Annotated in this window: 27 protein-coding genes; 10 read left to right on the top strand and 17 right to left on the bottom strand. The window is 39.1% G+C overall.

Annotation, left to right across the window (positions count from 1 at the left end; translation table 11 throughout):
• The first annotated feature begins 49 nt into the window (after window positions 1-49).
• On the top strand, window positions 50-256 hold the full coding sequence (locus tag ACI48O_RS13505) for a DUF1657 domain-containing protein (RefSeq protein WP_435562345.1): 207 nt from the start codon (window positions 50-52) through the stop codon (window positions 254-256).
• A gap of 39 nt (window positions 257-295) precedes the next feature.
• Here the strand turns inward: ACI48O_RS13505 and fdhF are convergent, their stop codons facing one another.
• Window positions 296-2,374 carry a formate dehydrogenase subunit alpha gene (gene fdhF / locus ACI48O_RS13500; protein WP_435562344.1) on the bottom strand — a complete coding sequence of 693 codons (2,079 nt, stop codon included), beginning with the start codon at window positions 2,372-2,374 and terminating at the stop codon, window positions 296-298.
• Between the two features lie 124 nt (window positions 2,375-2,498).
• Window positions 2,499-4,649 (bottom strand): PAS domain-containing protein, encoded by a 2,151-nt coding sequence (locus tag ACI48O_RS13495; protein ID WP_435562343.1) that lies wholly within the window; start codon window positions 4,647-4,649, stop codon window positions 2,499-2,501.
• A 328-nt stretch (window positions 4,650-4,977) separates the two neighbouring features.
• On the opposite strand from ACI48O_RS13495, the gene yhfH (ACI48O_RS13490) reads away from it, so the two are divergent.
• Together yhfH (ACI48O_RS13490) and yhfH (ACI48O_RS13485) are read left to right on the top strand one after the other, a co-directional pair.
• Window positions 4,978-5,118, top strand: a complete 141-nt coding sequence (gene yhfH, locus ACI48O_RS13490) for a protein YhfH (protein ID WP_435562342.1) — start codon at window positions 4,978-4,980, stop codon at window positions 5,116-5,118.
• Window positions 5,119-5,256: a protein YhfH gene (yhfH, locus tag ACI48O_RS13485; RefSeq protein WP_435562341.1), complete on the top strand. Its 138-nt coding sequence runs from the start codon at window positions 5,119-5,121 to the stop codon at window positions 5,254-5,256.
• A gap of 51 nt (window positions 5,257-5,307) precedes the next feature.
• Here the strand turns inward: yhfH (ACI48O_RS13485) and ACI48O_RS13480 are convergent, their stop codons facing one another.
• From ACI48O_RS13480 to ACI48O_RS13440, 9 genes are all read right to left on the bottom strand, one after another.
• Window positions 5,308-5,502, bottom strand: coding sequence for a hypothetical protein (locus ACI48O_RS13480; RefSeq protein WP_435562340.1), 195 nt, complete (start codon window positions 5,500-5,502; stop codon window positions 5,308-5,310).
• Between the two features lie 63 nt (window positions 5,503-5,565).
• The gene (locus ACI48O_RS13475; protein WP_435562339.1) at window positions 5,566-5,730 is read right to left on the bottom strand and encodes a hypothetical protein; all 165 of its coding nucleotides are present in this window, start codon (window positions 5,728-5,730) and stop codon (window positions 5,566-5,568) included.
• A gap of 23 nt (window positions 5,731-5,753) precedes the next feature.
• Window positions 5,754-6,938 (bottom strand): MFS transporter, encoded by a 1,185-nt coding sequence (locus ACI48O_RS13470; RefSeq protein ID WP_435562338.1) that lies wholly within the window; start codon window positions 6,936-6,938, stop codon window positions 5,754-5,756.
• 147 nt (window positions 6,939-7,085) lie between these two features.
• Window positions 7,086-7,655, bottom strand: coding sequence for a 4Fe-4S dicluster domain-containing protein (locus tag ACI48O_RS13465; RefSeq protein WP_435562337.1), 570 nt, complete (start codon window positions 7,653-7,655; stop codon window positions 7,086-7,088).
• Window positions 7,648-7,914 carry a chaperone NapD gene (locus ACI48O_RS13460; protein ID WP_435562336.1) on the bottom strand — a complete coding sequence of 89 codons (267 nt, stop codon included), beginning with the start codon at window positions 7,912-7,914 and terminating at the stop codon, window positions 7,648-7,650. The genes ACI48O_RS13465 and ACI48O_RS13460 overlap by 8 nt, the downstream gene beginning before the upstream one ends.
• A gap of 375 nt (window positions 7,915-8,289) precedes the next feature.
• Window positions 8,290-8,688: a nitrate reductase cytochrome c-type subunit gene (locus ACI48O_RS13455; protein WP_435562335.1), complete on the bottom strand. Its 399-nt coding sequence runs from the start codon at window positions 8,686-8,688 to the stop codon at window positions 8,290-8,292.
• Window positions 8,689-8,702: 14 nt separating this feature from the next.
• Window positions 8,703-11,243 carry a nitrate reductase catalytic subunit NapA gene (gene napA / locus ACI48O_RS13450; protein ID WP_435562334.1) on the bottom strand — a complete coding sequence of 847 codons (2,541 nt, stop codon included), beginning with the start codon at window positions 11,241-11,243 and terminating at the stop codon, window positions 8,703-8,705.
• A gap of 159 nt (window positions 11,244-11,402) precedes the next feature.
• Window positions 11,403-12,089: an LrgB family protein gene (locus ACI48O_RS13445; protein WP_435562333.1), complete on the bottom strand. Its 687-nt coding sequence runs from the start codon at window positions 12,087-12,089 to the stop codon at window positions 11,403-11,405.
• Entirely contained in the window at window positions 12,064-12,462 is a 399-nt protein-coding gene (locus tag ACI48O_RS13440) for a CidA/LrgA family protein (protein WP_435562332.1), read from the bottom strand. Before ACI48O_RS13440 ends, ACI48O_RS13445 begins: the two co-directional genes overlap by 26 nt.
• Before the next feature lie 263 nt (window positions 12,463-12,725).
• Here ACI48O_RS13440 and ACI48O_RS13435 point away from each other — a divergent pair, with 263 nt between their 5' ends.
• Window positions 12,726-13,325 carry an SCO family protein gene (locus ACI48O_RS13435; protein WP_435562331.1) on the top strand — a complete coding sequence of 200 codons (600 nt, stop codon included), beginning with the start codon at window positions 12,726-12,728 and terminating at the stop codon, window positions 13,323-13,325.
• Window positions 13,326-13,366: 41 nt separating this feature from the next.
• On the opposite strand, the gene ACI48O_RS13430 is transcribed toward ACI48O_RS13435, so the two are convergent.
• On the bottom strand, window positions 13,367-13,507 hold the full coding sequence (locus ACI48O_RS13430) for a hypothetical protein (RefSeq protein WP_435562330.1): 141 nt from the start codon (window positions 13,505-13,507) through the stop codon (window positions 13,367-13,369).
• A gap of 199 nt (window positions 13,508-13,706) precedes the next feature.
• Here ACI48O_RS13430 and ACI48O_RS13425 point away from each other — a divergent pair, with 199 nt between their 5' ends.
• A complete protein-coding gene (locus tag ACI48O_RS13425; RefSeq protein WP_435562329.1) occupies window positions 13,707-15,332 on the top strand; it encodes an ABC-F family ATP-binding cassette domain-containing protein in 1,626 nt (541 codons plus the stop codon).
• Between the two features lie 57 nt (window positions 15,333-15,389).
• On the opposite strand, the gene ACI48O_RS13420 is transcribed toward ACI48O_RS13425, so the two are convergent.
• Entirely contained in the window at window positions 15,390-15,521 is a 132-nt protein-coding gene (locus ACI48O_RS13420) for a YuzL family protein (RefSeq protein WP_435562328.1), read from the bottom strand.
• A 105-nt stretch (window positions 15,522-15,626) separates the two neighbouring features.
• Between ACI48O_RS13420 and ACI48O_RS13415 the strand changes: the two genes are divergently transcribed.
• Together ACI48O_RS13415 and modB are read left to right on the top strand one after the other, a co-directional pair.
• Window positions 15,627-15,869 carry a YkuS family protein gene (locus ACI48O_RS13415; protein WP_435562327.1) on the top strand — a complete coding sequence of 81 codons (243 nt, stop codon included), beginning with the start codon at window positions 15,627-15,629 and terminating at the stop codon, window positions 15,867-15,869.
• A 236-nt stretch (window positions 15,870-16,105) separates the two neighbouring features.
• Complete coding sequence (gene modB, locus ACI48O_RS13410; protein WP_435562326.1) at window positions 16,106-16,759, top strand: molybdate ABC transporter permease subunit; 654 nt, start codon at window positions 16,106-16,108, stop codon at window positions 16,757-16,759.
• A gap of 33 nt (window positions 16,760-16,792) precedes the next feature.
• Here modB and ACI48O_RS13405 read toward each other — a convergent pair whose 3' ends face one another.
• The 4 genes from ACI48O_RS13405 to hutU all read right to left on the bottom strand — a co-directional run bounded on the left by ACI48O_RS13405 (window position 16,793) and on the right by hutU (window position 22,103).
• A complete protein-coding gene (locus tag ACI48O_RS13405; RefSeq protein WP_435562325.1) occupies window positions 16,793-17,851 on the bottom strand; it encodes a D-alanyl-D-alanine carboxypeptidase family protein in 1,059 nt (352 codons plus the stop codon).
• Between the two features lie 307 nt (window positions 17,852-18,158).
• Window positions 18,159-19,157, bottom strand: a complete 999-nt coding sequence (locus ACI48O_RS13400) for an agmatinase family protein (protein ID WP_435562324.1) — start codon at window positions 19,155-19,157, stop codon at window positions 18,159-18,161.
• The gene (hutI, locus tag ACI48O_RS13395) at window positions 19,139-20,428 is read right to left on the bottom strand and encodes an imidazolonepropionase (RefSeq protein WP_435562323.1); all 1,290 of its coding nucleotides are present in this window, start codon (window positions 20,426-20,428) and stop codon (window positions 19,139-19,141) included. Before hutI ends, ACI48O_RS13400 begins: the two co-directional genes overlap by 19 nt.
• 1 nt (window position 20,429) lies before the next feature.
• Entirely contained in the window at window positions 20,430-22,103 is a 1,674-nt protein-coding gene (gene hutU / locus ACI48O_RS13390; protein ID WP_435562322.1) for a urocanate hydratase, read from the bottom strand.
• 114 nt (window positions 22,104-22,217) lie between these two features.
• Between hutU and ACI48O_RS13385 the strand changes: the two genes are divergently transcribed.
• From ACI48O_RS13385 to pflA, 3 genes are all read left to right on the top strand, one after another.
• Complete coding sequence (locus ACI48O_RS13385) at window positions 22,218-22,667, top strand: cupredoxin domain-containing protein (protein ID WP_435562321.1); 450 nt, start codon at window positions 22,218-22,220, stop codon at window positions 22,665-22,667.
• A 416-nt stretch (window positions 22,668-23,083) separates the two neighbouring features.
• On the top strand, window positions 23,084-25,309 hold the full coding sequence (gene pflB, locus ACI48O_RS13380) for a formate C-acetyltransferase (RefSeq protein ID WP_435562320.1): 2,226 nt from the start codon (window positions 23,084-23,086) through the stop codon (window positions 25,307-25,309).
• 82 nt (window positions 25,310-25,391) lie between these two features.
• The gene (gene pflA / locus ACI48O_RS13375; protein ID WP_435562319.1) at window positions 25,392-26,135 is read left to right on the top strand and encodes a pyruvate formate-lyase-activating protein; all 744 of its coding nucleotides are present in this window, start codon (window positions 25,392-25,394) and stop codon (window positions 26,133-26,135) included.
• The last annotated feature ends 94 nt before the right edge of the window (window positions 26,136-26,229 follow it).

Raw genomic sequence — 26,229 nt, 5'->3', positions numbered from 1 at the left:
ACATTCTCTTCCACTCTCAATAAACTTCTACGAATGGATGTGAACAAAATTGACCGTTGCTTCAAATGTAGGCCAATGCCTTGCAACCATTAAAGGAATAGAAGCGCAGCTTTCCACCCTTGCGCTCAACTCCTTAGATAAAGAAGCCCAGCGAATATTTCATGAAGCGATGCTCGTTTTTGAAGAAATAAAACAAGATCTGAATGAACGAAAAAACCAACTTGAGCTAGAGGAACCGCAATATAAAAAAACATAAAGAAACAGAACCAGGATTCTCACCTGGTTCTGTTTCTTGTTAAGCCTTTTTAATTGCAACGGCACATGCTTTGAATTCTGCTGTACCGGAGATTGGATCGAACTCATTTAATGTTAAGACATTCGTTGGCACTTCACTCCAGTGGAAGCTCATAAAGACAAGCCCTGGAACAACCTGCTCTGTTACTTTTGCTTTAACTGTAAGCTCTCCACGACGGGATTTCACTTCAACTAGGTCCCCGTCTTCAATGTTAAGAGCACTTGCATCACTTGGATGGATGTCTAGTGTTTCTTCTGTCTGTTTTATTTTAACACCGTCAGCATAAAACTTGGTTTGTGAATGTGTATTATATGATTCATAGCGACGGCCTGTTGTTAAAGTAAACGGATACTCCGCATCAGGCAATTCAAGTGGTGCTGTATAATCAACCGGAACAAAGGAAGATTTTTGGATTTGATCACCTGGTTCTTGATGGAAATGTTCATGCATTAGGAACGTACCTGGATGGCTGTCATCCGGACATGGGTAATGCAGGCAATACTGTTGATCTAGTCGTGCATACGACATTCCACCAAACAGCTCCCAGGCAAGTAAACGTACTTCATCCCAAATTTGTTCACTCGTTTCATAGGACATTGGATAGCCCATTAGCGTAGCTAGTTCACAAAGAATTTGCCAGTCTTCTTTCACATTCGGATGGGCATCAACCGCTTTGCGAACCCGTTGAACACGACGATCTGTGTTGGTGAATGTACCATCCACTTCGCCCCAAGATTTTGCTGGTAATACAACATCAGCCATTAAGGCCGTCTCGGTTAAGAAAATATCTTGAACAATCAGCAAATCAAGCTTCTCAAGTAATTTTCTTGTGTGATTCATATGAACATCCGCCATAAGTGGATTTTCTCCGATTACAAACAATGCTTTAAGAGCACCTGATTCGATTCTATCAAATGTTCTTGTTTGCGTGTCTCCGGCCATTGGATTGATTTCAACACCCCAATGAGATTCAAAGCGTGCTCTTTTCTCATCATCAGCAAGGCTAATCGCACCAGTTAGCTGATTTGGTAGACAGCCCATGTCTCCAGCGCCCTGAACATTATTCTGACCTCGGAGCGGCATAATTCCCGTTCCTGGTTTACCAATGTTTCCTGTTAATAATGCAAGATTAGCAATATCAAAGACATTGTTTACTCCGCAATGATGCTCTGTAATACCAAGTGTATAGGCAATCATCGAGCTGCCGCTAGTTGCATATTCACGAGCGGTTTCAATAATATCTTCAGGACTCAATCCTGTGATGGATGCAGCAAATTCTGGCGTATATTGCTCAACCTTCTGCTTTAATTGTTCAAATTCATTCGTTCTTTGCAGAATGAACTGTCCATCATAAAGCCCCTCTCGAATGATGACATGCATCAAACTGTTGATTAAGGCAATATCTGAACCAACACTTATTTGAAGGTGACGGTGTGACACTTTCACCATATCTATTTTTCGTGGATCAATTACAATAATCTTTGTTCCTGACTTTGCAGCCTTTTTCATTCGATTTGCAATGATTGGATGGGCTTCAGTTGTATTAGAACCCATTAGTAATAAAACTTTTGCTTCGTTGATATCTTCAATTCGGCTTGTTGGTGAACCGCTTCCAAATACAGTTGCCAGACCGGCAACGCTAGGGGCGTGTCACGTTCGGTTACAGCCATCAATATTGTTTGATCCAATTACAGTACGCATAAACTTCTGAGTGACGAAATTCGATTCATTTGTCGTTCTCGCACATGCGAACATTGAAATCGCTTCAGGCCCAAAAGTAGTTTTAATTGAATTTAATCGTTCTGCTACGTAATTCAATGCTTCCTCCCACGTAGCTTCGACAAGCTCTCCGGCTTTACGGATTAATGGCGTTTTAAGCCGTGACGGTGCATGGACATATTTATAGGCAAAAGCACCTTTTACACAAGTTTGCCCATTATTAACGGGTGCATCCTTGTCCCCTCTTATTCTCTTTATCTGATTATCTTCTACTTCAACAATCAGACCACAGCCAGTGCCACAATATCCGCACACTGTTTTTATGCTCTCAGTCCCCACAATTTCCCCTCCAAAATACATTTTAAAAAAAATAAAACACATATTACTATATTAATCGAGAATTTGGTAGAAATGTATTAAACTTTTAGTACATTTTATTAAAAAAAAATAACGTGAGCAGTGATTAAGCTCACGTTACCAATATTTATGCCGTTCGGGCCGGTAAAACAATATTAAATGTCGTTCCTTTGTCCACTTCACTTTCAATATACACATTGCCATTGTGGCTCTCAATAATTTTAAAACTGACCATCAGTCCAAGACCGTTTCCATTCTCTTTAGTCGTATAGAAAGGCTCCCCTATTTTATTTAGCTTTTCCTGTGGAATTCCTATACCCGTATCCTGGAACGAAATTTCAACCTTATCTTCACGAACTTTTGTATAAACACTTAAATCTCCACCATCGGGCATGGCTTCGATTCCGTTTTTCACTAAATTTAAAAAGACTTGTTTTAAACGGTCCTTATCACATTCCACTTGAATAATCTCATCACAAGAAGAAAAATGAAGGCGGACATGCTTCTTTCTAGCCTCGAAAGCGAGTAAATTAAGAACATCCTTGATGATTGGTACAATATTTTTCTCTTCTAGATTGGCTGCTTTCGGTTTAGCAAGTACCATAAATTCCTCAACAATAGTATTCACACGTTCAATTTCATCCAAAATAATGTCAAGAAATTCTAGGCGCTCTGGATTTTTTTCGTCCAACTGCAGAAACTCCGCATAGCCTTTAATAGAAGTTAGTGGATTACGTATTTCATGGGCTACCCCTGCGGCAAGCTGACCTACAGCAGCCAGTTTGTCCTGACGGTGCAAGGTTTCCTCAGTTTTCTTTCGTTCTGTAATGTCATTCCGAATCGCCAAATATTGATACGGCTCCCCGTTTTCATTTAAGAAAGGAATAATCGTCGTATCAACCCAGTAAAACGTGCCATCCTTAGCCCTATTTTTTATTTCACCTTTCCAAACTTCGCCTTGTCCAATCGTTCTCCAAAGCTCCTTGAAAAACCCTTTTGTATGATAACCGGAATTCAGCATTTTATGATCCTTGCCGATTAATTCACTGCGTTCATACTTTGAGATTTCACAAAACTTGTCATTTACACTGGTGATTCTTCCTTTTGCATCCGTAAAAGCAATAATCGAAGATTGGTCCAAGGCAAATTTTATATCGCTTAATTCTTTTACAGAATTTCTTAAGTCCGCTTCAGCTTGTTTCCTTGACGTGATATCCGTTCTAATTGAAACATATTGATACGGCTTTCCACTTTTATTCAAAAATGGAACGATAGTCGTATACACCCAATAATGCGTTCCATCCTTCGCTCTATTTTGGATTTCACCCTTCCATACGTTTCCTCGGCCAATTGTAGCCCATAACTCTTTAAAAAACTCTTTTGAATGGTAACCGGAATTTAAAATCCGGTGGTCCTCTCCAATCAGTTCTGCCTCTGAATACTTTGATATCTCGGTAAACTTCTCATTAACAAAGGTAATGATCCCTTTTGGATCTGTAATGGCGACAATCGCCGATTCATCAAGCGCAGCTGTAATATCCTTTAAATTTGTATCGCTAACCGCCAAGCGTTTGCTAATTAATGCACTTGAACTAATTAACCCACCTAAGATGATGATGGATACAAATAAGATGACATAGAATACAAAGTTTTCAGAAGTAGTTTGAATCGGTCCAGCTTGGTTGCCAAGCTGAAAAGCCGCTGCTCTAATGAGTAAAAAATGCCCATTAACAATGGTAGCCGCAATAATGAGCGCTCCTACAGGTTTCACCCAAACCTGATTGCTATGTGCAAAGCTCTTATTATAAAACAACAGCCAAAATGCAAACAAAAATGCACTAAAGACTAATACGATTGATAATAAGATAAGGAGTTGGTGGTAACGAACAGTAAGATTCATCGAGTACATACCGATGACGTTGTTGGCAAAGACAGCCATTGTCATAAAGAAGCTGCCTAGCAGAATATTAGTAAGTTTGATTGATTTTCCCGTAACAGAATAAAAGGCCATACCAGAAAATGATATTCCCAGTATCATCGAAAGCAACACGATTGGGAGATGGAAGATTAATGAGCCATTCATATTTCCGGATAACATTCCGAAAAAATTCATCACCCAAATTCCGATTCCCATTGAAAAGGTGCCTCCTAAAAATAGAAGTCTTTTATTCTGTTCAGATGAATTCAACAAAGAATAAAGATCTAATGCTGCATAGGTGGACATCATTGTTAATATGATAGCAACCATCATTAGGATCGGACTTGAGGATGTAATCATTTATCCATCTCTCCTATCAATCTGACATCAGTTATCTACCATGATTGTAATGGAAAATCAGTCTGAATGGAAGCTAAATTTGACGATTTTTCAACAATTTTCTACAAAAATAAAACTTTCCTGATATATGGAAAATAATGTTAGTGACTTTATAGATTTTACCAACTTTTTTGATTTTTTTTGTTCTAAAAAGATAACAAAACGGATTTGTTAAAATTTTTTGATTTTTTTGAAAAAAGGGCTATACAAAACTCAATGTCCGTAATATACTGTTTTATAACAGAAGGAAAACAATAAATTCTGTATTATAAAAAGGGAGGAATATTAAATGATTTATCAAAATCCAGTTGAGAATTTCCGCCAAGGGTCTTACAAGGTTTGTCCGGAGTGTGGAGGACAAATGAACGAGCAGGAGCAATCGTATATCCAAGAATGTGATCGTTGTCTTTCTAAAAAGGAGGAATTCTAAATGTTAATGAAAAGCCCAGTTGAATTTTACCGCCAACTTCCGTATAAGGTCTGTTCTGAATGTGGTGAACATATGACTGAACAAGCAGAATCCTATCTGCAAGAGTGCGATCGCTGCTTATCTAAAAAAGAAGAATAAAAAAACGGCCAAAAGAGCCGTTTCTTTTTTTGTTTACATTAAGGTATTTTGTTACAAATTCTCATTTTGCTGCTTTATTTCATCACCCGTAATGATCGCGTTGGCCAACTCAAGATTTTTATGTTCATTTACTGAGTCACCAGGGATACTTGTAGGGTTTGGTGAGGCATTATCTGTCTGAATGGTGAAAGAAGGCTGCTTTGGTGCTGTTGTTTCGTAGTTTAAATTCTTTATACCTTTTTTCATTTTCTCTCTCCTTCAAAGGAAAACTTTCAATTTCAGAATCAGCCATTTCATTTTAGCCAAATTTTAACTATTTAAATCCGATCTTTTTCCTAAATTCGGCTCACCATTTGCTTGATTTCCTGTCGTAGCATTATATCCCACTCGGTACACACCATTCTTTTCTCCTTTAAGAGCTTTTGGCATTTTGTACTGTTCTTCATTAGCTTGAAACTCGCCTTTTTCTGACATTTCTTTGATACCCCCCTAATGTGCTAATTTCTTGCAATTAGTTCTTTACTAATATGAGATTTTTTGTCCATTTTTATTAACCATATATTTAAAATAACTCCGATAAACGCCAATATTCCAAAGAATAGATAGACCGAGTAAATTGTAAAACGGTCAAAAATGATTCCTGCCACAAAGGTAGAGAACCAATTACCAAAACCATTTCCAATTGCTGAATAAATGGTAACAGCAGTAGCGGTAATATGTTTCGGTGTAATTTCACGAATATACTGTAATCCAGCCGGAATAAATAATCCTACCGAAGCACCTTGAAGAAATGCGGAAACATAAATGATTGAAAGACTAGGCTCAGTAAAATAAAAAAACCACCTAACAAGCGAAACGATACCCGCTAAAGCTACAATCGGCAGGAGCCCCACTCTTTGAATCCATCCTCCCGACATCCGCATAAAAGGTATTTCAGAAAGGACCGCAATTAAAAACGCAATCCCAATTCCTGTATAAGAACCACCTCTGTCCTCTACAAACAAACCAAAATAAACATTATTAGCCAAATTAGGACCAAAAATGAGAAAAGTAATCAACAGGAACAAGATAAACCGTTTAACGGATAAGATTTCTTTAATGCCAGAAAGAATTTGTTTGTTACCTGTTGTCTTTTCGCGTGGGAGTCTGGTCGCCAAAACCGCAGATATGACGAGTGCGCTAAAGAAAGCATAAAAAATGATCGATTCATTAAGCTCTGACAAACGGCCCATTACAAAAACAGCTACGCCAAATCCGAGCGACCCGTAAAGTCGGATACTCCCATAATTCACCCTTACCCGGCTAGTATAGGTTAAGGAAATACTATCGGAGACCGGGATAATCGCGCTTTGAAACAATGCAACCAAAATAGCAATAAATAAAAACCAATAATATGTATGAAAAAAAACGTAACCAAGGGAAAAAATCCCGGCAAGCAATGTCGTGATCGTTAACACCTTTACAGGCGAGTTAGTGGCATCTGCAATCATCCCCCAAACCGGTTGAAAAAATATCATCATAATGGGACTAATCGACATAACGCTTCCAATCTGATAGCCGGATAAATGCTCTACTTCACTCAAATATACACTTAATAATGGATACAAACTTCCGACGCCAAAAAAGGTGAGAAGATAAAATCCTTTCATTGTTAATATCTTATTTTTTATCTCATTGTTCATTAAAGAATCCTCCTGATGAAAAAAGCCTAAAACCTTGACGGTCCATCATCCATTGTATCACCTAAACTAGGCGAACCGCTATCTATGGCATGATCTGGATAAAATGAACTAAGAGGCTGACTCCTTTTGAGCCAGCCTCCTATATTTTTATTTCATTCCATTTGATTGAGGGATTATGCTAATTGCTTTATTTTCTGAGAGGCAATGTTGACGGCAAATTCCACATCCCGTGCATAAATCAAATTGTATTTCCGGCTTTCCTTCACGAAGTCGAATCGCCCCTTCCACTGGGCATGATCGCACACAATAGTCGCACATTACATCATGATAAGCCAAGCAAAATTGACGATTAATTGTTGCTGAACCAATCGAACGGTTTAGCCTTTCATCCCTCTCATTTAATGCTCCAGTTGGACAGACCTCAATGCATTTTTTACAAAATGTACAAGCTGTTTCTGTTAAATCCAGGTAAGGTGTACCAGCTATTTTCACCCCATTGGACATGGAAAATAGCTGGATACATTGTTCGGGACAAGCCTTTTTACAATCCCCACACCTTGAACAACTCGTTAAAAACTGAAGCTCTTCACTCGATCCAGGTGGTCTGATAAAGGTGCGCTCTACTTCCATTTGAGGAACAAGGAAGTTACTAAGGAATCCAACCGTTGACTCCCAGTTTAATGTCAGGTAATCCCTTCTTGTTAGCTTTTCAGGCATGATTTGTTTCCACCGTTTGATAAAACGGTTCATCTTCAAAATTGGTATATACGAGGCAAATGGCTAAAATACCATTAATTTTATTAAAGGATTCAGCCGTTTTGTAGCTTTTCTCGATGGTGTCCGCCTCAATAGTCAGGACGATTTTATAATCATCCTGTATATGATGAACCTCAACTCCCGCGATTTGATCCAGGCTCGCAGCAACACCCTTTGCTTGGCCAGGAATGGTTTCAACGTATAAACCCGATATAACCATGAAAATCTCTCCTTAGTTGAAAACCTTTAAAAAAATCTGTTTTATTTTTTTGCTTTGTTAAATTTGGCTGTTGATTTCTGTTCCAGGTGCTCCCTTTCCGCGGGGGAGTCCGGGAGCCTGTCTAGCTACAGCAGCTAGGGGCTCGGGGTCATAAGCCAATCCGTCAAGAAGGTCAAAGAACGACCTTCATGCCGGCTCGACTTATGCCTGTCGCCCCTGGGCAAGCCGCTTCCGCTTTTCCTTCTCCTCGGCGCCATAGCGCCTGTGGGGTCTCCCGTGACACCTTCTCCCGCAGGAGTCTCGCACCTTCCACTCCAATCAACAGAGTGTTCTAATCAACATTGTTCTTTAACACAGCATATTTTTTAAACCTGTTCATTTATTCTTATTAAAAGATGTTTCGGCAACTTCATTTTGTTCTGCGTGACATTGAACACAGTTGTCTCTAAAGATCTTTCCTGCTACATCATTATTATAGTAATGGTCCTTAGGCGGTGTAGGCGCTCCAGTTCCTTCTTTTCCGTGACAGGTTAAACATGCCTCGTGACGCAGTTCCGGAACCCAACGGTCTTTATGGTCTGCACCCTGCATTGGGGGCGCATCCAAAAGGACCATTGTTGTTGCATCTTGTCTGCCTTCTTCCGTCAATTGAATTAAGCCGTTCTTCTTTTGCGGTTCACTTGACTTAGAATCATTAAATATAACGTACGATCCAATTGCCACTGCCAAAAGAACCGCAAATGCAAGGATGAATAGTAGTTCTCTATGTTTCACTGTTGTGCCTCCCATCAAGCCTTTATGATTTTAACAGCGCATTTCTTAAAATCTGGCTGCTTTGATATTGGACAATAACAGTCCAGAACCAATTTATTGATTAATGTTTCCTCTGCAAAAAACGGAACATAGACAAGTCCTGTTGGCGGATTTCCGCGGCCAGTGGTAGTGACCTTTATGTTAATCTCACCGCGGCGGGATACTAATTTAATCATGTCCCCTGTTTTAATCCCCAATTTCTTTGCATCATCAGGGTGTACTTCACAAAGAGCCTCCGGAAAGGCACGATGCAGCTCAGGTACCCGCCTTGTCATCGAACCGCTATGCCAATGTTCTAACACTCGTCCTGTGCTTAACCAGAAAGGATACTCCTCATCCGGAACCTCAGCTGCCTCCTCAAACGGTCGGAAGTAAATGGATGGACGGTGTTCAGTCGATTTATAAAAATCGATTTCTTTAAATTTATTGGCGGAACCAAATTCTTCAATTCCAACCTGGTCAAAACCATCCTCTTGTTTTCCATAAGAATAGCGCCAATTGGTTTCCATCCATTTACCATTGATATTCCTTACTGGCCAGCACAAACCATGGTCTTTAATATATTCATCATATGGTGCAATTTGCTTGGCTTTTAATTTCAACTTATTCCCCAGTTGTTGAACCTCGATGTTAGGGTGTTCATGGGGATTTGTAAATCCACGGTACTCGTCCCACAATCGTTTATTAACCTCACGTTGATCTTCAATTAAATCGTCTTTGTTTTTATCCCAAACTGAGCCAAATAAAACGTCAAATGCTAGTTTGTCACCAATTAATTTTCCATCCAGTACTCGCTTTGCCACTTGAACAATTTGCCATAGGTCCCATTTTGCTTCGCCGGGTGCCTCGATACATTTTTCAAAAATTGCGGTTCTGCGTTCGGCATTTCCAAATTGACCTTCTCGTTCCACCCACATTGCAGCTGGAAAAACGACATCTGCAAGCTCTGTTGATTTTGTAGGGTACGCCTCTGACACAACTATAAATGCGTCCAATACCCCTTTTCCATTTTCATCTTTGCCTGTAAAACGATTTAATTTCGGGAGGGTTTGAGCCCAGTTATTGGACATGCTCCATAAAAACTTTACCTTTCCGTTCGCTAATTCACGGAACATCTTCATTGTGTGGAACCCTGGGGCTTCGATGGGATTTAGATATCCCTTAGGCAAATTCCAAACTAGCTCAGTAAACTGGCGATGCTCTGGATTTTTCACCACCATATCAGCAGGTAAGCGGTGTGAAAATACCCCAACTTCCCTAGCAGTGCCGCATGCACTCGGTTGACCGGTTAAGGAAAATGGCCCGCAGCCTGGTTTGGAAATCTTTCCAGTTAACAAATGGAGATTATAAATGAGATTGTTCATCCAGGTTCCTCTTGTATGCTGGTTAACTCCCATCGTCCACAATGATAAAACCTTTCTATTTGGGTCGGCAAATTCCAATGCCAATGCTTCAATATCCTCCACGGAAACTCCCGATAATTCCGAAGCTTTTTCAAGGGTATAAGAACTTATCATCTTCTTATAATCATCAAAGCTGATCGGCCAGTCTTTGTCGGCAGCTTGGCCAATATCAGACATATCATATTGATCTTCAAAGGAGTGACCTAGATTTTCGGTTCCAGCCTTAAACTGGGTGTGTTCCTCTACGAATTTCTTATCATACAAGTCTTTTTCTATTAAATAATTAGCAATGGCATTAGCGATTGCTAGGTCGGATTGAGGTCGGAACACCATCGTCACATCAGCCATTTCTGATGTTCTGGACGTTCTTGTTGTTAGATCATAATGTTTAACCTGAGCTTTATTTTTAAGCTTCCGTGCTGTCATACGTGAATAGAGAACCGGGTGCATTTCCGCCATATTCGCGCCCCATGTAACGTACACATCCGCCTCGTCCAAATCACGGTAGGATCCCATTGGCTCATCTGACTGGAAAGTTGTCATAAACCCTGCTACTGCACTTGCCATACATAGTCTTGCATTCGGATCAATATTATTATTTAACAGACCGGCTTTCCAAAGCTTAACAGACGCATACCCTTCCGTAATGGTTTGTTGGCCCGATCCCCAAAAAGCAATCGATTTTGGATCTTGTGCGTTAGCTTCTTTCAACTTTGCTGCAACTAAATCCAATGCCTCTTCCCATGTTGCTTCTCTAAACCCTTCCATCGATCCTTTTTTTGATTTATCTTCACGAATTAATGGTTTCGTTAATCGGTCTTTCCCAAATAAAATCTTCCCAATATAGTACCCCTTAATACAGTTCAACCCTTTGTTGGATTGGTTATCAGGGTCCCCTTTGGTAGCGATTATTTTGCCATCTTTAATACCCACAAGGATACCGCAGCCTGTCCCACAAAACCTGCAGACAGATTGTTTCCATTCGTCTGGTTCTGTTACAGCTTTGGCGTCATTTTCTTGAGATGTGTTTGTGCTTTTTGGTGCACACCCTGCAGCAGCCATTGTTAACGACACTGCAGTTGCTTTTAACAGCGTTCTTCTCGTAAATTCCATTGACAACTTTCCTTTCCTATCTATATATAAAGGGCTACTACCATCGTATTCTAGAAAAACAAATGGAATCCGTGACTTATTGCACAGATTACCAAAATTCATTATATATACAAATAAAAGACCCGAGAGCTCGGGTCTTTACTTGACTCATATCCGTACCTACAATAAATGAGGTAAAACAAATGGCAATACCGTTGAAATGAAAATAGCGGCTACCCCCATTGCAACACCTGCAACAGCTCCTTGGAGCTCTCCCTCTTTTGCAACCTCTGCCGTTCCAATTCCATGCGCCATTGCACCGATTGCCAAGCCTCTGGCAAATGGATGATTTATGTTTAAAAGATTCATAAGCCAAGGTCCGAACATCGCTCCGCACATTCCGGTGATCATGACAATTCCTGCCACCAGGATCGTATCAGCCCCAATAATTTTCGAAATCTCCGAGGCTACTGGAATGGTAACAGATTTAATACTGATGGATGCTAATATATATTTGGCAAGATGAAATATTTTCGCTAAATAAACGGCCGACATTATGGTCACAACTGTACCAACGATAAGTCCAACCAAAGCAGGGACAAGATATTTAGCTAATAGTGTCCGATTACGATACAAAGGAACGGCTAATGCTACCGTTGCAGGTCCTAAAAGGTATGTCATGACGTCCTTTGCTGCTTCATATTGATCATAGGATACTGAGCTTAAAAGTAAAATGGCAATGACAATAATCGTTCCTAAGAATACCGGTGTTGTAAATGGCGAAGGATATTTTTTCGAAACTCTTTTAACAAAATAATAGACTACTATGGTTAAAATAATACTATAAGCTGTGATGATGTTGCTCACTTTGAACCGCTTCCTTCCTAATTACAAGTGCTTGAGAAAGAGATCCCGAGACGACAATCCCCACTAAAGTGCTAATAACCAACACAACAAGCAGCGCGATTCCGCTTTTCATAAAGACCGGTGCTAATGTCATTAATCCAACTGAAATTGGTATAAAAAAGAATGAAAGATGTTTAATCAACATAGAAGCAACCTCGTCAATCCACTGCAATCGAATTACACCTGTGTATAATAGTAGAAAAAGAAATAGCATCCCCATAACATTTCCAGGAATCGGTAGATGTGTAATCTCGACAAAGTAGTATCCAGCTTTATTTATTAAAAATAAGATACAAAGCTGGAACAAGATGAAAAATAGTCTTGCGAACTTCAAAAAGAATTCTCCTTTCAAATCCTTACCCGTGACAAAAAGCCAGAAAGCTTGAATTACATTCTCCTATATCGGCCGTTCTATCTATATATTTAAATAATAATATCTTAAATTTGTTATCTTTTCAATAAATTCAGAATATTAATTCGTTATTTTATATATATTCCCATATTAAGTAAATAATGAATGTATATTCATAAGTGTTCACAAAATGTCCATATGATTCTGTGAGATTTTTCCTTATCTTTGAGTTAGGGGGGATAAGGATGAAAAAAGGATATTTTATTACGATTGGACTAATCATATTGGGCATTACTTCTGGAATTCTCTTTTTCGTTATACGTGATGCGAACGCAAAAATTCCGGATGATGTTTCATTAGTCACTCAAGATGGGGACCCATACATATTTAAAAATGCGGATAAAAAATTAAAACTGATAGAATTTATGTATATTAACTGTCCGGATATTTGTCCAACTACTACACAAAAAATGAATTTATTAAAAAAGGATTTAGAAAAAGAAGGTGTGTTTGGAAGTAAGGTTCAATTTATATCGATAACGATTGATCCATATAAAGACAATCCTGAAGCACTGACAACTTATATGAATAACTTCGAAATCGAAAATGACGGTAATTGGTTCTTTCTAACCGCTGATCCGAATCATGTACGTGAGGATTTATTGGAAATTAAAGAAGCCGCCGAACCATTTAAATTTCAGTTCCGCGACCCTGGTGATGGTTACTATGTCCATACAGCCCTTACATTCCTGGTGGATGAAAACAATCAATTCATAAAAAAATTCCCAATGGGCGAAGATTTTGATCGAAAAGAAGTATTCGAGAAAATTATGGATGAATTATAAAAAAGAGAAGCGGTGAATATAGATTCACCGCTTGTTTTTATTTACGATTTAATCGTTATAGTTGCAGAAGGTTTTGGCTGGACTAATGTTAATAAAAATTGAGATCTAGGCTTTGTAAAGCTTACGTTAATCCCGGATTCTTTTAATTTGTTGACAAAGTCTATTAATTGCTTTTTAGCCATTTTAAAAACCCCTTTATTTTCCCCGACTCACTATTATTGTACAACAAAATGAACAGAAAAAATTAAAAAAATCAAAAAAATAAACTAAATTTTTTGCCTTTCGAAAATTTCTGCTTTATTATCCTTTATGACAAATATTTCGGTATGTTGATTTTTTATGGTATAATTTCGTAGATTATGTTTTTGGAGGATTAATATCATGATTACAGTAAGTAATGTAGGTTTAAGATACGGTGAGCGAAAGTTATTTGAAGATGTAAATATAAAATTTACCCCTGGAAATTGCTATGGATTAATTGGTGCTAATGGTGCCGGCAAATCCACATTTCTTAAAATTTTATCTGGGGAAATTGAAGCGCAATCCGGCTCTGTTTCTATGGGGCCAGGAGAAAGACTTGCAGTGTTAAAGCAAAACCACTTTGAATATGAGGAAGATGAAGTATTAAAAGTGGTTATTATGGGTCATACACGCCTTTATGACATTATGCAGGAAAAAGATGCTATTTATATGAAAGCAGATTTTACTGATGAAGATGGTATGCGCGCAGCTGAGCTTGAAGGTGAATTTGCCGAGTTAAACGGATGGGAAGCAGAATCAGAAGCGGCAATTTTATTAAAAGGGCTTGGAATTACAGAAGAACTTCACTACAAAAAAATGGCCGAATTGACTGGTGGCGAAAAGGTTAAAGTACTACTTGCACAGGCACTATTTGGGAAACCGGATGTATTACTTCTGGACGAACCGACTAACCACTTAGACATTAAAGCCATTCAATGGCTCGAAGAGTTCCTTATTAATTTTGAAAATACCGTTATTGTTGTTTCCCATGATCGTCACTTTTTGAATAAGGTTTGTACACATATTGCTGACCTTGATTTCGGAAAAATCCAAATCTATGTAGGAAACTATGATTTCTGGTATGAATCTAGCCAATTGGCTCTTAAAATGACTCAAGATGCAAACAAAAAGAAAGAAGAAAAAATAAAAGAGCTTCAAGCATTTATTGCCCGCTTTAGTGCAAATGCATCTAAGTCGAAGCAAGCAACCTCCCGTAAAAAATTATTAGATAAAATTTCATTAGACGATATTAAGCCGTCTTCTCGAAAATATCCTTATGTCGGTTTTACTCCAGACCGTGAAATTGGAAACGATCTTTTAAGAATCGAAGGATTAACAAAGGTGATCGACGGGGTTACGGTTCTTAATAATGTGAATTTAATCATGAATAAGGATGATAAAATTGCTCTAGTTGGTCAAAACGAACTAGCTAGAACGGTTCTCTTTAAAATTTTAATGGGTGAGATGGAAGCCGATAGCGGAACTTTCAAGTGGGGAGTCACTACATCTCAAGCTTATTTCCCTAAGGATAATGCTGAATATTTTGAAGGGGATGAGCAATCCCTTGTTGATTGGCTGCGCCAATTTTCCCCTAAGGATGATAGTGAAAGCTTCCTTAGAGGATTCCTTGGCCGGATGTTATTCTCTGGTGAAGAAGTATTAAAGAAACCTTCCGTTCTTTCCGGGGGCGAAAAGGTTCGCTGTATGCTTTCTAAAATGATGTTAAGCGGTGCAAATGTGCTGTTGCTAGACGAACCAACTAACCACTTAGATCTAGAATCGATTACAGCATTAAATAATGGATTAATTAATTTTAAAGGATCGCTAATTTTCTCATCTCATGACCATCAATTTATCCAGACGATTGCTAACCGGATCGTAGAAATTACTCCAAGCGGTGTCGTTGATAAGCAAATGACTTATGACGAGTATTTAGAGGATGCTGAGCTTCAGAAGCAAATTGCAGAGATGTATAAAGAAGAATAAATCAATAACAATCAAGGGAGATGATTCGAGCATCTCCCTTTTTCTATCCTAAAATCATTAAGAACGCTTTTGTTTCCGTCGAGACGAATCTGCTTGCTTATTTCCCGTTTCAAAATTCGTCGTTCCCTGCCCCTCTACCTGTGGAGAACTAAGTCCAATAGTTGATGGATCTTTTTTCCGTTTTGACATTAAGACACCTCCCTCACCACTCTTCACATGATTATTTTCTCCTCTTATCAAAAGAATATTTCTGATAAAGAATGGAAAGCTTACATGAAAGAGGAGGTGTTTTATTTGGCTAAAATCGGTGTAGAACAATCTCTTACGAATGTTCAACAGGTTCTTCGCGAAAAGGGCTATGATGTTGTTGAATTAAAGCAAGAGCAGGATGCAAAGGGTTGTGATTGCTGTGTTATCACAGGATTAGATTCCAACGTAATGGGCATTAGCACAACTGTTACGAGTGCTTCCGTCATTGAGGCAAACGGTCTTTCCGCTGATGAAGTTTGCCGGCAGGTCGAAGCAAGAATTCAATAATTCCACCAAAAGACTAAAGTCCATTCTTTAGTCTTTTTTCCCTCAACTTTTTCCACAAAAAAATCACCCACATCTCGTTCCAAGTCTGTTCGTTCTGCTTCCAATTCGGTATAATTCTTATATGCCTAAAATGAACGGTTTTTCTCTTTACAGAAATCCCTTCATTATTAAGGTGTGCTCATAAAGCAAAACAGCAAATGATTATACATATCGATTTTTGTATTGGACTGATAAACTTGAACGAATCATTTTGGACACCCATAAAACTTTCCCTTGAAATTGCCTCGGTGACAATCATCATTGTTTTTGTATTTGGAATCGTAGCGGCCATTTTGATGAGGAACCTCCACTTTAGGGGGAAAGTCGTCGTTGAAACCATTTTGCTCCTTCCACTTGTATTACCTCCAACTGTTGTTGGCTTTTTACTCATTATGATTTTTGGCAATCAAAGTCCCATTGGCGCTGCCATCGAAAAGCTTTTCGGCCAATCAATCATGTTTACCTGGTGGGCTGCGTTGATTGCGGGAGCTGTTGTCGCGTTTCCATTAATGTATCAATCTGCAAAAACAGGTTTTCAAACAGTAGATCCCGATATCGAAGCGGCGGCGAAAATGGATGGGGCAGCGAACTGGAAAGTCTTTTTATTCATCACCCTCCCATTGTCACTTAAATCGATCATTTCCGGATTAATTCTTGCCTTTGCGCGTGCCCTTGGTGAATTTGGAGCTACGTTTATGTTCGCCGGCAACCTTCCGGGAAAAACCCAAACCATCCCGATTGCGGTATATATCGCTTTAGATGCCGGGAATATGCAATTGGCATGGATTTTAGTGATTGCGATGATTATAATTTCTTTTGTGATGCTATTATTAACGACGATCATAAAGTAAAAGAGGGTCCCCTAAAGGGCACCCTCTTTGCTTCTATTTTCGTTTTCTTTTTGTTACTTTATAGACCGCACCAGCCGCCATCACTACAATCGTCCCAAATAAGGAATTCATTCTAGTAAACGGATCCTCTGTTTCAGGTTCTCCTGAAACAGGCTCCTCTTCCCTTTCTTTTACCCTCTTTAATTGAACAACCTGAATTGTATCTTGATTTTGTGTTTGAACCTTAAGCTCACCTTGTTTCGTTACTTCATAGACGGCCCCTTCAAGCGGTTCACTTATTACGATTGACTTTTCCGGCTGAAATGTTTTGTCATTAACCGTAAAAGTCTTTGCTTTTGGCAAGTATGAGGTTTTAAAATGCTGGAATCCAAAATCAAGTAATTGTTTCGTATCATTATATATATCACGTTTATAATCTGCTTTCAAAGCGATGGCAGTCAGTTTCATATTACCATTTTCAGCAGTCGTAGCTAATGTCTGTTTCGATTCATTTACAAATCCGGTTTTCCCGCCGGTAATGCCCGAATAAGGAACTTCACCTTTTAGCATTTGATGATGTGTGAATAAGGTAGTATCCCATGACAAGCCGTCCCAAACGAGCTCCTTTGTTCCGAAAATGTCTTTAAAGACTTTATTTTTGAGGGCGTAATTTGTAATTTTCGCCAAATCCTCTGCTGTCGTATAATGGTCCTCTCCATAGAGGCCATTAGGGTTAGAAAAATGAGTGTTCGAAACGCCAATCTGCTTCTTCAAATACTCATTAAAGCTTTTCGAAAACTTCTCGATATCTCCATCTATATGCTCGGCAATTGCCACCGCAGCATCGTTTCCAGAATTAATCAACATGCCTTGGATAAGGTGGTGTAATGTTACAACCTCACCTTCCTCTAAATACACTCTTGTCCCTTCTGTATTTACCGCATTATGACTAATCACTACACGATCTTCTAAATTTCCATTTTCGATTGCATATATGGCTGTAGCAATTTTTGTTAAACTAGCCGGATACATCTTTTCATTTCCATTTTTACTGTATAAAACAGCCCCGGTTGTCGAATCCATTAACACTGCAGCTTCACTTCTGAGCTGCAACGGCTCCTGGTGTTGTGCAAATGCATTGGTTTGAGCTGAGAATAGACTGAATACAAAAAGAATAAGGATGAATATTTTCCGCACTAATATACACAACTTTCTATTTTAAAATTAAAATCATTTTATCAAAAAAAGAAAATCAAATTTTATTTGTCATTCATTTGTTAATTAAATGAAAAACTTAATCCATATATTTACACAAAGAAAAACCACTACCAGATGGAAAGCGGTTATTCAAACTATATTATTATATCACTATAAATATTATATAGATATTACATTTCCATGTATTATTTCATTCACATGTTCATTTCATTTTTTGCCTGCGCTTCACAAATCCAGATAAAAATGATAAAAAAACATGAGTACCCGCTTTCACTGTTGGGAGAGCTAGACTATCTTTAGTAGGATCAATGCAAACGATATCCATTGCTTTTACCTTTTGACCCATGCCTATAGAATAGACTGCTTCAAATAATTCGTTTGAATGCATTCCCCCTGGTGTTGAGGCTGCGACCCCGGGAGCTATACTAATGTCTAGAACATCCATATCAACCGTTAGATAAATCGAATCCACCTTTGCACTTAATTCGTTGAGAACTCTTGTAACAGTTTGCTGGACTCCTTGTTTTCGCATTTCTCTTAATGGGATATAATGGACCCCGTTTTCTTTAGCAAATTGAATAAGTGAATGATTATTATAAAACCCGTGTACCCCAATGTTATAAATATGATCCCCTTCTACTATCTTTGATTCAATCAAATTGCGAATAGGCGTTCCATTTGTCGGACCATGGGGTTTTAGATCCCGTAAATCTAAATGGGTATCAAATTGTATTAAGCCGATTTTCTGCTCTGGCTCACAGTTTTTGATCCCTGCAACTAGCATCGCAGTAATCGAATGGTCCCCGCCAATTGCCACTGGAAAACTTCTTGGAAATGTTTGTTTTGCCCATTGGCTAATTTCTTTAATATTTTGATGACTTTTATTAATATCAGTAAAATGCATGGAAACATCACCTAAATCCGCCACAGACAGTTCACTTAGATCAATTTCATGATCAATATTATAGGTTGAAAAGCCTTTCCACGATCGCCTGAACGCTTCCGGAAATTCCGAGGCTCCGGAAGGGCTAATCGAGGATCGGGATAATGGAACGCCAAATAACACGACATCCCAAAATGCTTTCATTTTTATTTCATCCTGTTCCTTCATTTGATAGATCCATTCATGAACCATCTTGTCAGTGGTTGAAGCTGCTTTTGACCAAAAAAACGACGGAGGAGTTAATGGTAAGTCTTGCACAGCACCCCTCCTTTGACAACTACCTTACCGTTTTTTATTACGCAATCAGTATGGTTTTGTCCATAGAAATAGAAGAACTGCAGAAAATCAGGAATATTTAAAATGGTAATATCAGCTTTTTTCCCGGCTTCAATACTGCCAATTTCATGAGCCCGATTAATGGCGTGAGCCGCATTGATTGTAACAGCGGTTATGATTTCTGCGGGTGTTAGCCTCATTTGTAGACAGGCAAGAGTCATTATAAAAGGCAATGAACATGTGGGAGAGGACCCCGGGTTACAATCAGTGGCCAAGGCGATTGGCACACCTGATTCGATCATTTTTCTCGCATTGGCCATTCCGGTCATTAGAAAAAAAGCCGTTCCAGGCAGTAATACAGCAATAACACCCTGATCAGCAAGGTCCTGAATCCCTTTTTCGGAAGCCTTTAATAGATGATCCGCTGAAATGGCCCCGACCTCGGCGGCAAGTTCGGCTCCTCCATAAGGCTCTATTTCATCTGCGTGGATCTTAGGTATTAACCCATAGCCCCTGCCGGATTCAAGTATTTTCCTTGATTGCTCAGGTGTAAACACTCCTCTTTCACAAAAAACATCATTGAATTCAGCAAGTTTATCTTCAGCGACCCTCGGGATCATCGTTTCGATCACTTCATTAACATATTGTTCCGGTTTTTTCTTGTACTCACTTGGAATCGCATGGGCACCCATAAAGGTCCGAACTATATCGATTGGATGCAAGGAATTTATCATTCCCGCTGCGACTAACTGCTTTTTTTCAGTTTCCCAGGTCAGCCCGTATCCACTCTTTGCCTCCACAGTGGTAACACCAAAGGATAGGAACAGGTCAAGCCGTTTTAAGCCTTCATTTATTAAACTCTCGATCGAGGCCGCACGTGTTTTTTCAGTCGTTGCATGAATTCCCCAGCCTTTGTTCATCATTTCCATATACATTGCCCCAGCAAGGCGCAATTGAAATTCTTTTTCTCTTGAACCCGCATGAATAAGATGGGTGTGAGGATCGATCAAACCGGGGAGTACTACCTTTCCTTTCGCGTTAATAATGGTTGCCTGTGAAATTTTTTCAGCAAAAAATCGTTCGAGTTCCCCCGTTTTTCCGAGCTTTACGATGATTCCATTTTCAATCCAAACCGCTCCATCTTCGATAATTGAAAGATTGTTCATTTCCTCTTTTTTAGCCGGCCGATCAGAAAAGCCGTTTACCGTTAATAGCTGGGCAGCGCATTTAATAAATATCGGCTTTCTTTCCATGTCATTCCACCTCGTCCTTTAACATTGGGATGTTCAGGTGATGTCGCTTAGCAGCTATTATTGCACTTGGATATCCCGCATCTGCATGACGAATAATCCCCATACCCGGGTCAGTTGTTAATACGCGATCAAGCCTTTGTTCAGCGGCTTTTGTCCCATCTGCAACAATCACCATTCCTGCATGGATAGAGTATCCCATCCCTACTCCACCCCCATGATGAAGGGAAACCCAGCTTGCACCTCCGACCGCGTTTATCAATGCGTTTAAGATCGGCCAATCGGCAACGGCATCACTGCCATCCAACATCCCTTCTGTTTCACGATTTGGCGAAGCAACCGATCCAGAATCAAGATGATCCCTTCCGATTACAATAGGTGCTGTTAACCGTCCATCTGCCACCATATCGTTAATCAGTTTCCCAAGCTTTGCCCTTTGCCCATAACCTAACCAACAAATCCTGGCGGGAAGTCCTTGAAAATGTATTTTTGTTTGAGCCAGCTTGATCCATTTGCAAAGTGATTCATTTTCTTTAAATTCCTGCAGAATCATCTCATCAATTTTATAGATATCCTTTGGATCACCTGATAAAGCGACCCAACGAAACGGTCCCTTACCTTCACAAAATAACGGTCGAATATAAGCGGGAACAAAACCTGGAATGCTAAACGCCTCTCCTACCCCTTCATCCTTCGCCACCTGACGAATGTTATTTCCATAATCAAATGCAATAACACCTTTTTTCTTCATTTTTAACATAGCTTGAACATGAACAGCCATGCTTTCTTTTGCCCTTCTTATTAACTCATCAGGATTCTTATTGCGAAGTTCAGCAGCTTTGTGGCAGGAAAAACCGACAGGAATATATCCATTTAACGGGTCATGAGCCGAGGTCTGATCTGTAAGGATATCGGGGAGAAAATTCATGTCCAGCATTTTCGGAAGGACATCTGCAGCATTGCCCAATAGACCAATTGATAAGGGGACTCCCTGACATTTTGCCTCGTTCGCCAGCCGAATGGCTTCTTCAATCGAATCAACCTTTCGGTCAAGATATTTAGTGGCTATCCTCCGCTCGATTCGATCAGGATCAATTTCGACAGCAATACATACTCCATCATTCATGGTAACAGCCAAGGGCTGTGCCCCACCCATTCCACCTAACCCGGACGTCAGCGTAATCGTATTCCGCAAAGTATCTCCAAAATGCTGACGGGCAACTTCTGCAAAAGTCTCATATGTTCCTTGTACAATTCCCTGGCTGCCAATGTAAATCCAGCTGCCTGCCGTCATTTGTCCATACATCATTAAACCTTTTCGATCCAACTCAAAAAAGGTCTCCCAATTTGCCCAGGCAGGAACCAAATTTGAATTAGCCAATAAAACCCTCGGGGCATTAGCATGAGTCTTAAAAACGGCGACGGGTTTCCCCGATTGAATCAACAAGGTCTCATCGTCTTCTAAGTTCAATAGAGATTTCTTGATTGCCCTATAACAGTCCCAATTCCTTGCTGCCTTTCCGATTCCTCCATAAACAACTAGTTCATCTGGATTTTCAGCAACACACGGGTCCAAATTATTGATTAACATTCTTAACGCAGCTTCCTGAACCCATCCTTTCGCATGCAATTGTGTTCCGACTAACAGAGGATCTCCATTCCTTTGTATACTATCCATTTAAAGACCTCCCGTCCCATTTTGTTAAGGAAAATAAAGATTTGGAAAAAAACGGACAAGTTTTCCCCTTATCCGAGCATATATTGTAATGGACAACTATTTGGGGGTGGATGAATGCATTTCTTGATTTTAAAAAGAAAAACGATTGCGATACTATTCATCATTTGCTGTTCCCTTTTTGTGACTTCTATTTGGCTTTTTTTAAACAATAAAACCATTGCCACCATTAACCAGCCACAGGAAAAAAACAGGGAGATCCATCTGGTAACAGGAGAATTTAAAGCAAAAACAATCGATGGGAAAGAAATAGAAGCATACAGATGGGACCCCGGTACAATTTTTGTAAATAAAGGTGAAAAGTTTAATTTATCTATTTTTGGAATAAACGGCAGGAGCCATCCCTTCATTATTGAGGGCACTAATATAAAGGGAACTGTTGAGCAAAATAAAGAAACTGTCCTTTCACTACAGTTTGAAAAAGAAGGAGTTTATCGAATCATTTGTTTAACCCATCCTGATCGAGCACATAATGGACCAATGATTGCCTATATAATAGTAGATTAAAATGCAATCTAATCTAGAACAGAGGAATACATCTCTGTTCTTTTTTATTGAGAATAGACAAGGTAGGAATTTTTTAGAACTGAAAATATTTCCAGTATCTTTTCCATTCGAAAATTGGCAAATTATTAATTAGATAGAGTTAGTGGAAACGTTATCATCTTTTTGTATAACAGTCTACGAAAAATAGCACACAATTATAGTACAGATTCGAATTTTTCATCCTAAATTATTCCACTTATATCCGTTCACAAATATGTCAAAAATCCACAAACCCTTACATACCAACAATTTCACAATATCGTCAATTCTCTTAGGTAAAAATAGTGATTTTTCTCACATGAATTCTGTTATAATGAATGTATGATAAATACGTCGAAACTGTTATATACTTAAATTACCTAAAGAGGTGCTTATTCATGGAACAATGGAAAAGTTTTACAACTGGTACTTGGTCAAGAGAAGTTAATGTTCGCGACTTTATCTTAAAGAACTTCAAGCCTTACCAAGGGGACGATTCTTTCTTAGCAGGTCCAACAGAAGCAACAACTGGACTATGGAATCAAGTAATGGAATTAACGAAGCAAGAGCGTGAAAATGGCGGCGTATTAGATATGGACACAGAGATTATCTCGACGATCACTTCTCACGGTCCAGGGTATTTAAATAAAGAAGTTGAAAAAGTAGTCGGCGTTCAAACAGACGCACCGTTTAAACGTTCAATGCAGCCATTTGGTGGTATTCGTATGGCAGCTCAAGCTTGTCAAAGCTATGGCTACGAATTAAATAAAGATGTAGAAAAGTTTTTCACAGATTACCGTAAAACACATAATGCGGGTGTATTCGATGCATATACTGATGAAATGAAGCTTGCTCGTAAGACAGCAATCATTACAGGTCTTCCAGATGCTTACGGTCGTGGTCGTATCATCGGTGACTATCGCCGTGTTGCTTTATACGGAGTAGACTTCCTTATTAAAGAGAAGAAAAAAGATTTAGCGGGAACTACACCTGTAATGAGCGAAGAGGTAATTCGCCTTCGTGAAGAAATCTCTGAACAAATCAGAGCATTAAATGAATTAAAGCAATTAGCTGCAGCTTATGGTTTTGATATTTCAGTTCCAGCTCAAAATGCTGTAGAAGCATTCCAATGGTTATACTTTGGATATTTAGCAGCGATTAAAGAACAAAACGGTGCTGCAATGAGTCTTGGACGCGTATCAACATTCCTTGATATTTATATCGAAAGAGACCTTGCAAATGGTGTATTAACTGAAGAAGAAGCTCAAGAAATCGTTGACCACTTTGTTATGAAGCTTCGTCTTGTTAAATTTGCAAGAACTCCTGATTATAACGATTTATTTAGTGGTGACCCTACATGGGTAACAGAATCAATCGGTGGTATGGCTCTTGACGGTCGTCCATTAGTTACAAAGAACTCTTTCCGTTTCCTTCACACACTAGATAACCTAGGTCCAGCTCCAGAACCAAACTTAACGGTTCTTTGGTCAGTGAATTTACCGGAAAACTTTAAGAAATACTGTGCAAACATGTCTATTAAAACAAGCTCAATTCAATATGAAAACGATGATATCATGAGCCCAGAATATGGTGACGATTACGGTATTGCTTGCTGCGTATCCGCAATGGAAATTGGAAAGCAAATGCAATTCTTCGGTGCACGTGCAAACTTAGCGAAAGCACTTCTTTACGCTATTAACGGCGGCGTTGACGAAAAGCTTAAAATTCAAGCTGCTCCAAAATATCGTCCAATTACTTCAGAATATCTTGATTACAACGAAGTAATGGAAAGCTTCGACCAAATGATGGAATGGTTAGCAGGTCTATATATTAACACGCTTAACATTATCCATTATATGCATGATAAATACAGCTATGAGCGCATTGAAATGGCGCTTCATGACACAGAGATCCTTCGTACTATGGCGACTGGAATTGCCGGCCTAAGTGTTGTAGCTGATTCTCTAAGTGCAATTAAACACGCAAAAGTTAAAGTCATTCGTGACGAAAATGGCATCGCAGTAGATTTTGAAACAGAAGGCGACTTCCCTAAATACGGTAATAATGATGATCGTGTTGACAGCATTGCTGTTGAAATCGTTGAAAGCTTCATGAAAAAATTACGCAAGCATACAACATACCGTAATTCATTGCATACAATGTCCATCTTAACGATTACTTCAAACGTAGTTTACGGTAAGAAAACTGGTAATACACCGGATGGCCGTCGTGCTGGTGAACCATTTGCACCTGGTGCAAACCCAATGCATGGTCGTGATACAAAAGGTACATTAGCTTCTCTTGCTTCAGTTGCGAAGCTTCCTTATAGCTACGCAATGGATGGAATTTCAAATACGTTCTCAATTGTTCCTAAAGCTCTTGGTAAGGACGATGAAAGCCGTATTCAAAACTTAGTTTCTATCCTTGATGGTTATGGATTAAAGACTGGACACCACCTAAATGTTAACGTATTTAACCGTGAAACATTAATGGATGCAATGGAGCACCCAGAGTTATATCCACAATTAACAATTCGTGTATCTGGATATGCTGTAAACTTCATTAAATTAACTAAAGAACAACAATTAGACGTTATTAACAGAACATTCCATGAAACAATGTAATTTATTATTTGCAAACTAAGATTGAAGCCTTCCCCTTCCATATGGAGAGGAAGGTTTCCTTATAACGGAAGGAGAGCTCATTATGCTCGGAAACATTCATTCAATTGAAACATTTGGAACTGTCGATGGCCCAGGAATACGATACGTTATCTTCACGCAAGGCTGTTTATTGCGCTGTCAATTTTGTCACAATGCGGATACGTGGGAAATAGGTACAGGTAAACAAATGTCTGTTTCTGAAATCATGAATGATCTCCGTTCCTATTTACCATTTATTGAGGCCTCTGGCGGTGGAATTACAGTTAGTGGCGGTGAACCATTATTGCAACTGCCGTTCCTAATTGAACTGTTTAAAGAGTGTAAGAAGGAAGGAATTCATACAACGATTGATTCTTCCGGCGGTTGTTATTCAACGGCACCTCTTTTCCAACAGCAGCTAAAAGAGCTACTTCATTATACCGACCTAGTGTTGTTAGACTTAAAACACATTAATCGTAAAAAACATATGAAATTAACAGGTTTACCGAACGATCATATTTTAGACTTTGCCAAACATTTATCTAAACACCAAATCCCGGTTTGGATTCGCCATGTCTTAGTTCCAGGTGTGACCGATGATCAGGAAGACCTTAGACAAATGGGTGAATTCATAAGTACCCTTAAAAATGTGCAGAAGGTTGAGATTCTCCCTTATCATAAGCTTGGCGTTTATAAGTGGGAAGCGCTTGGATTGGAATATCCGCTTAAGGATGTAAATCCTCCGAGCGATGAAAAAGTGGCTGAGGCATATAAATTATTAACTGAACAACCTGTTAAGTTAACATAAATTACAAGGTGCTTTCCTTTTGGGAAGCACCTTTATTATTTCTCCTATATATTTTTTTGTTGACGAAATTTTCATTATATATTAAAGTTTAAAT

This window comes from Neobacillus terrisolis (assembly GCF_051233475.1).
In the GTDB taxonomy this organism is placed as follows: Bacteria; Bacillota; Bacilli; order Bacillales; family Cytobacillaceae; genus Bacillus_BU.
This window is presented reverse-complemented; position numbering and strand designations above follow the sequence as displayed.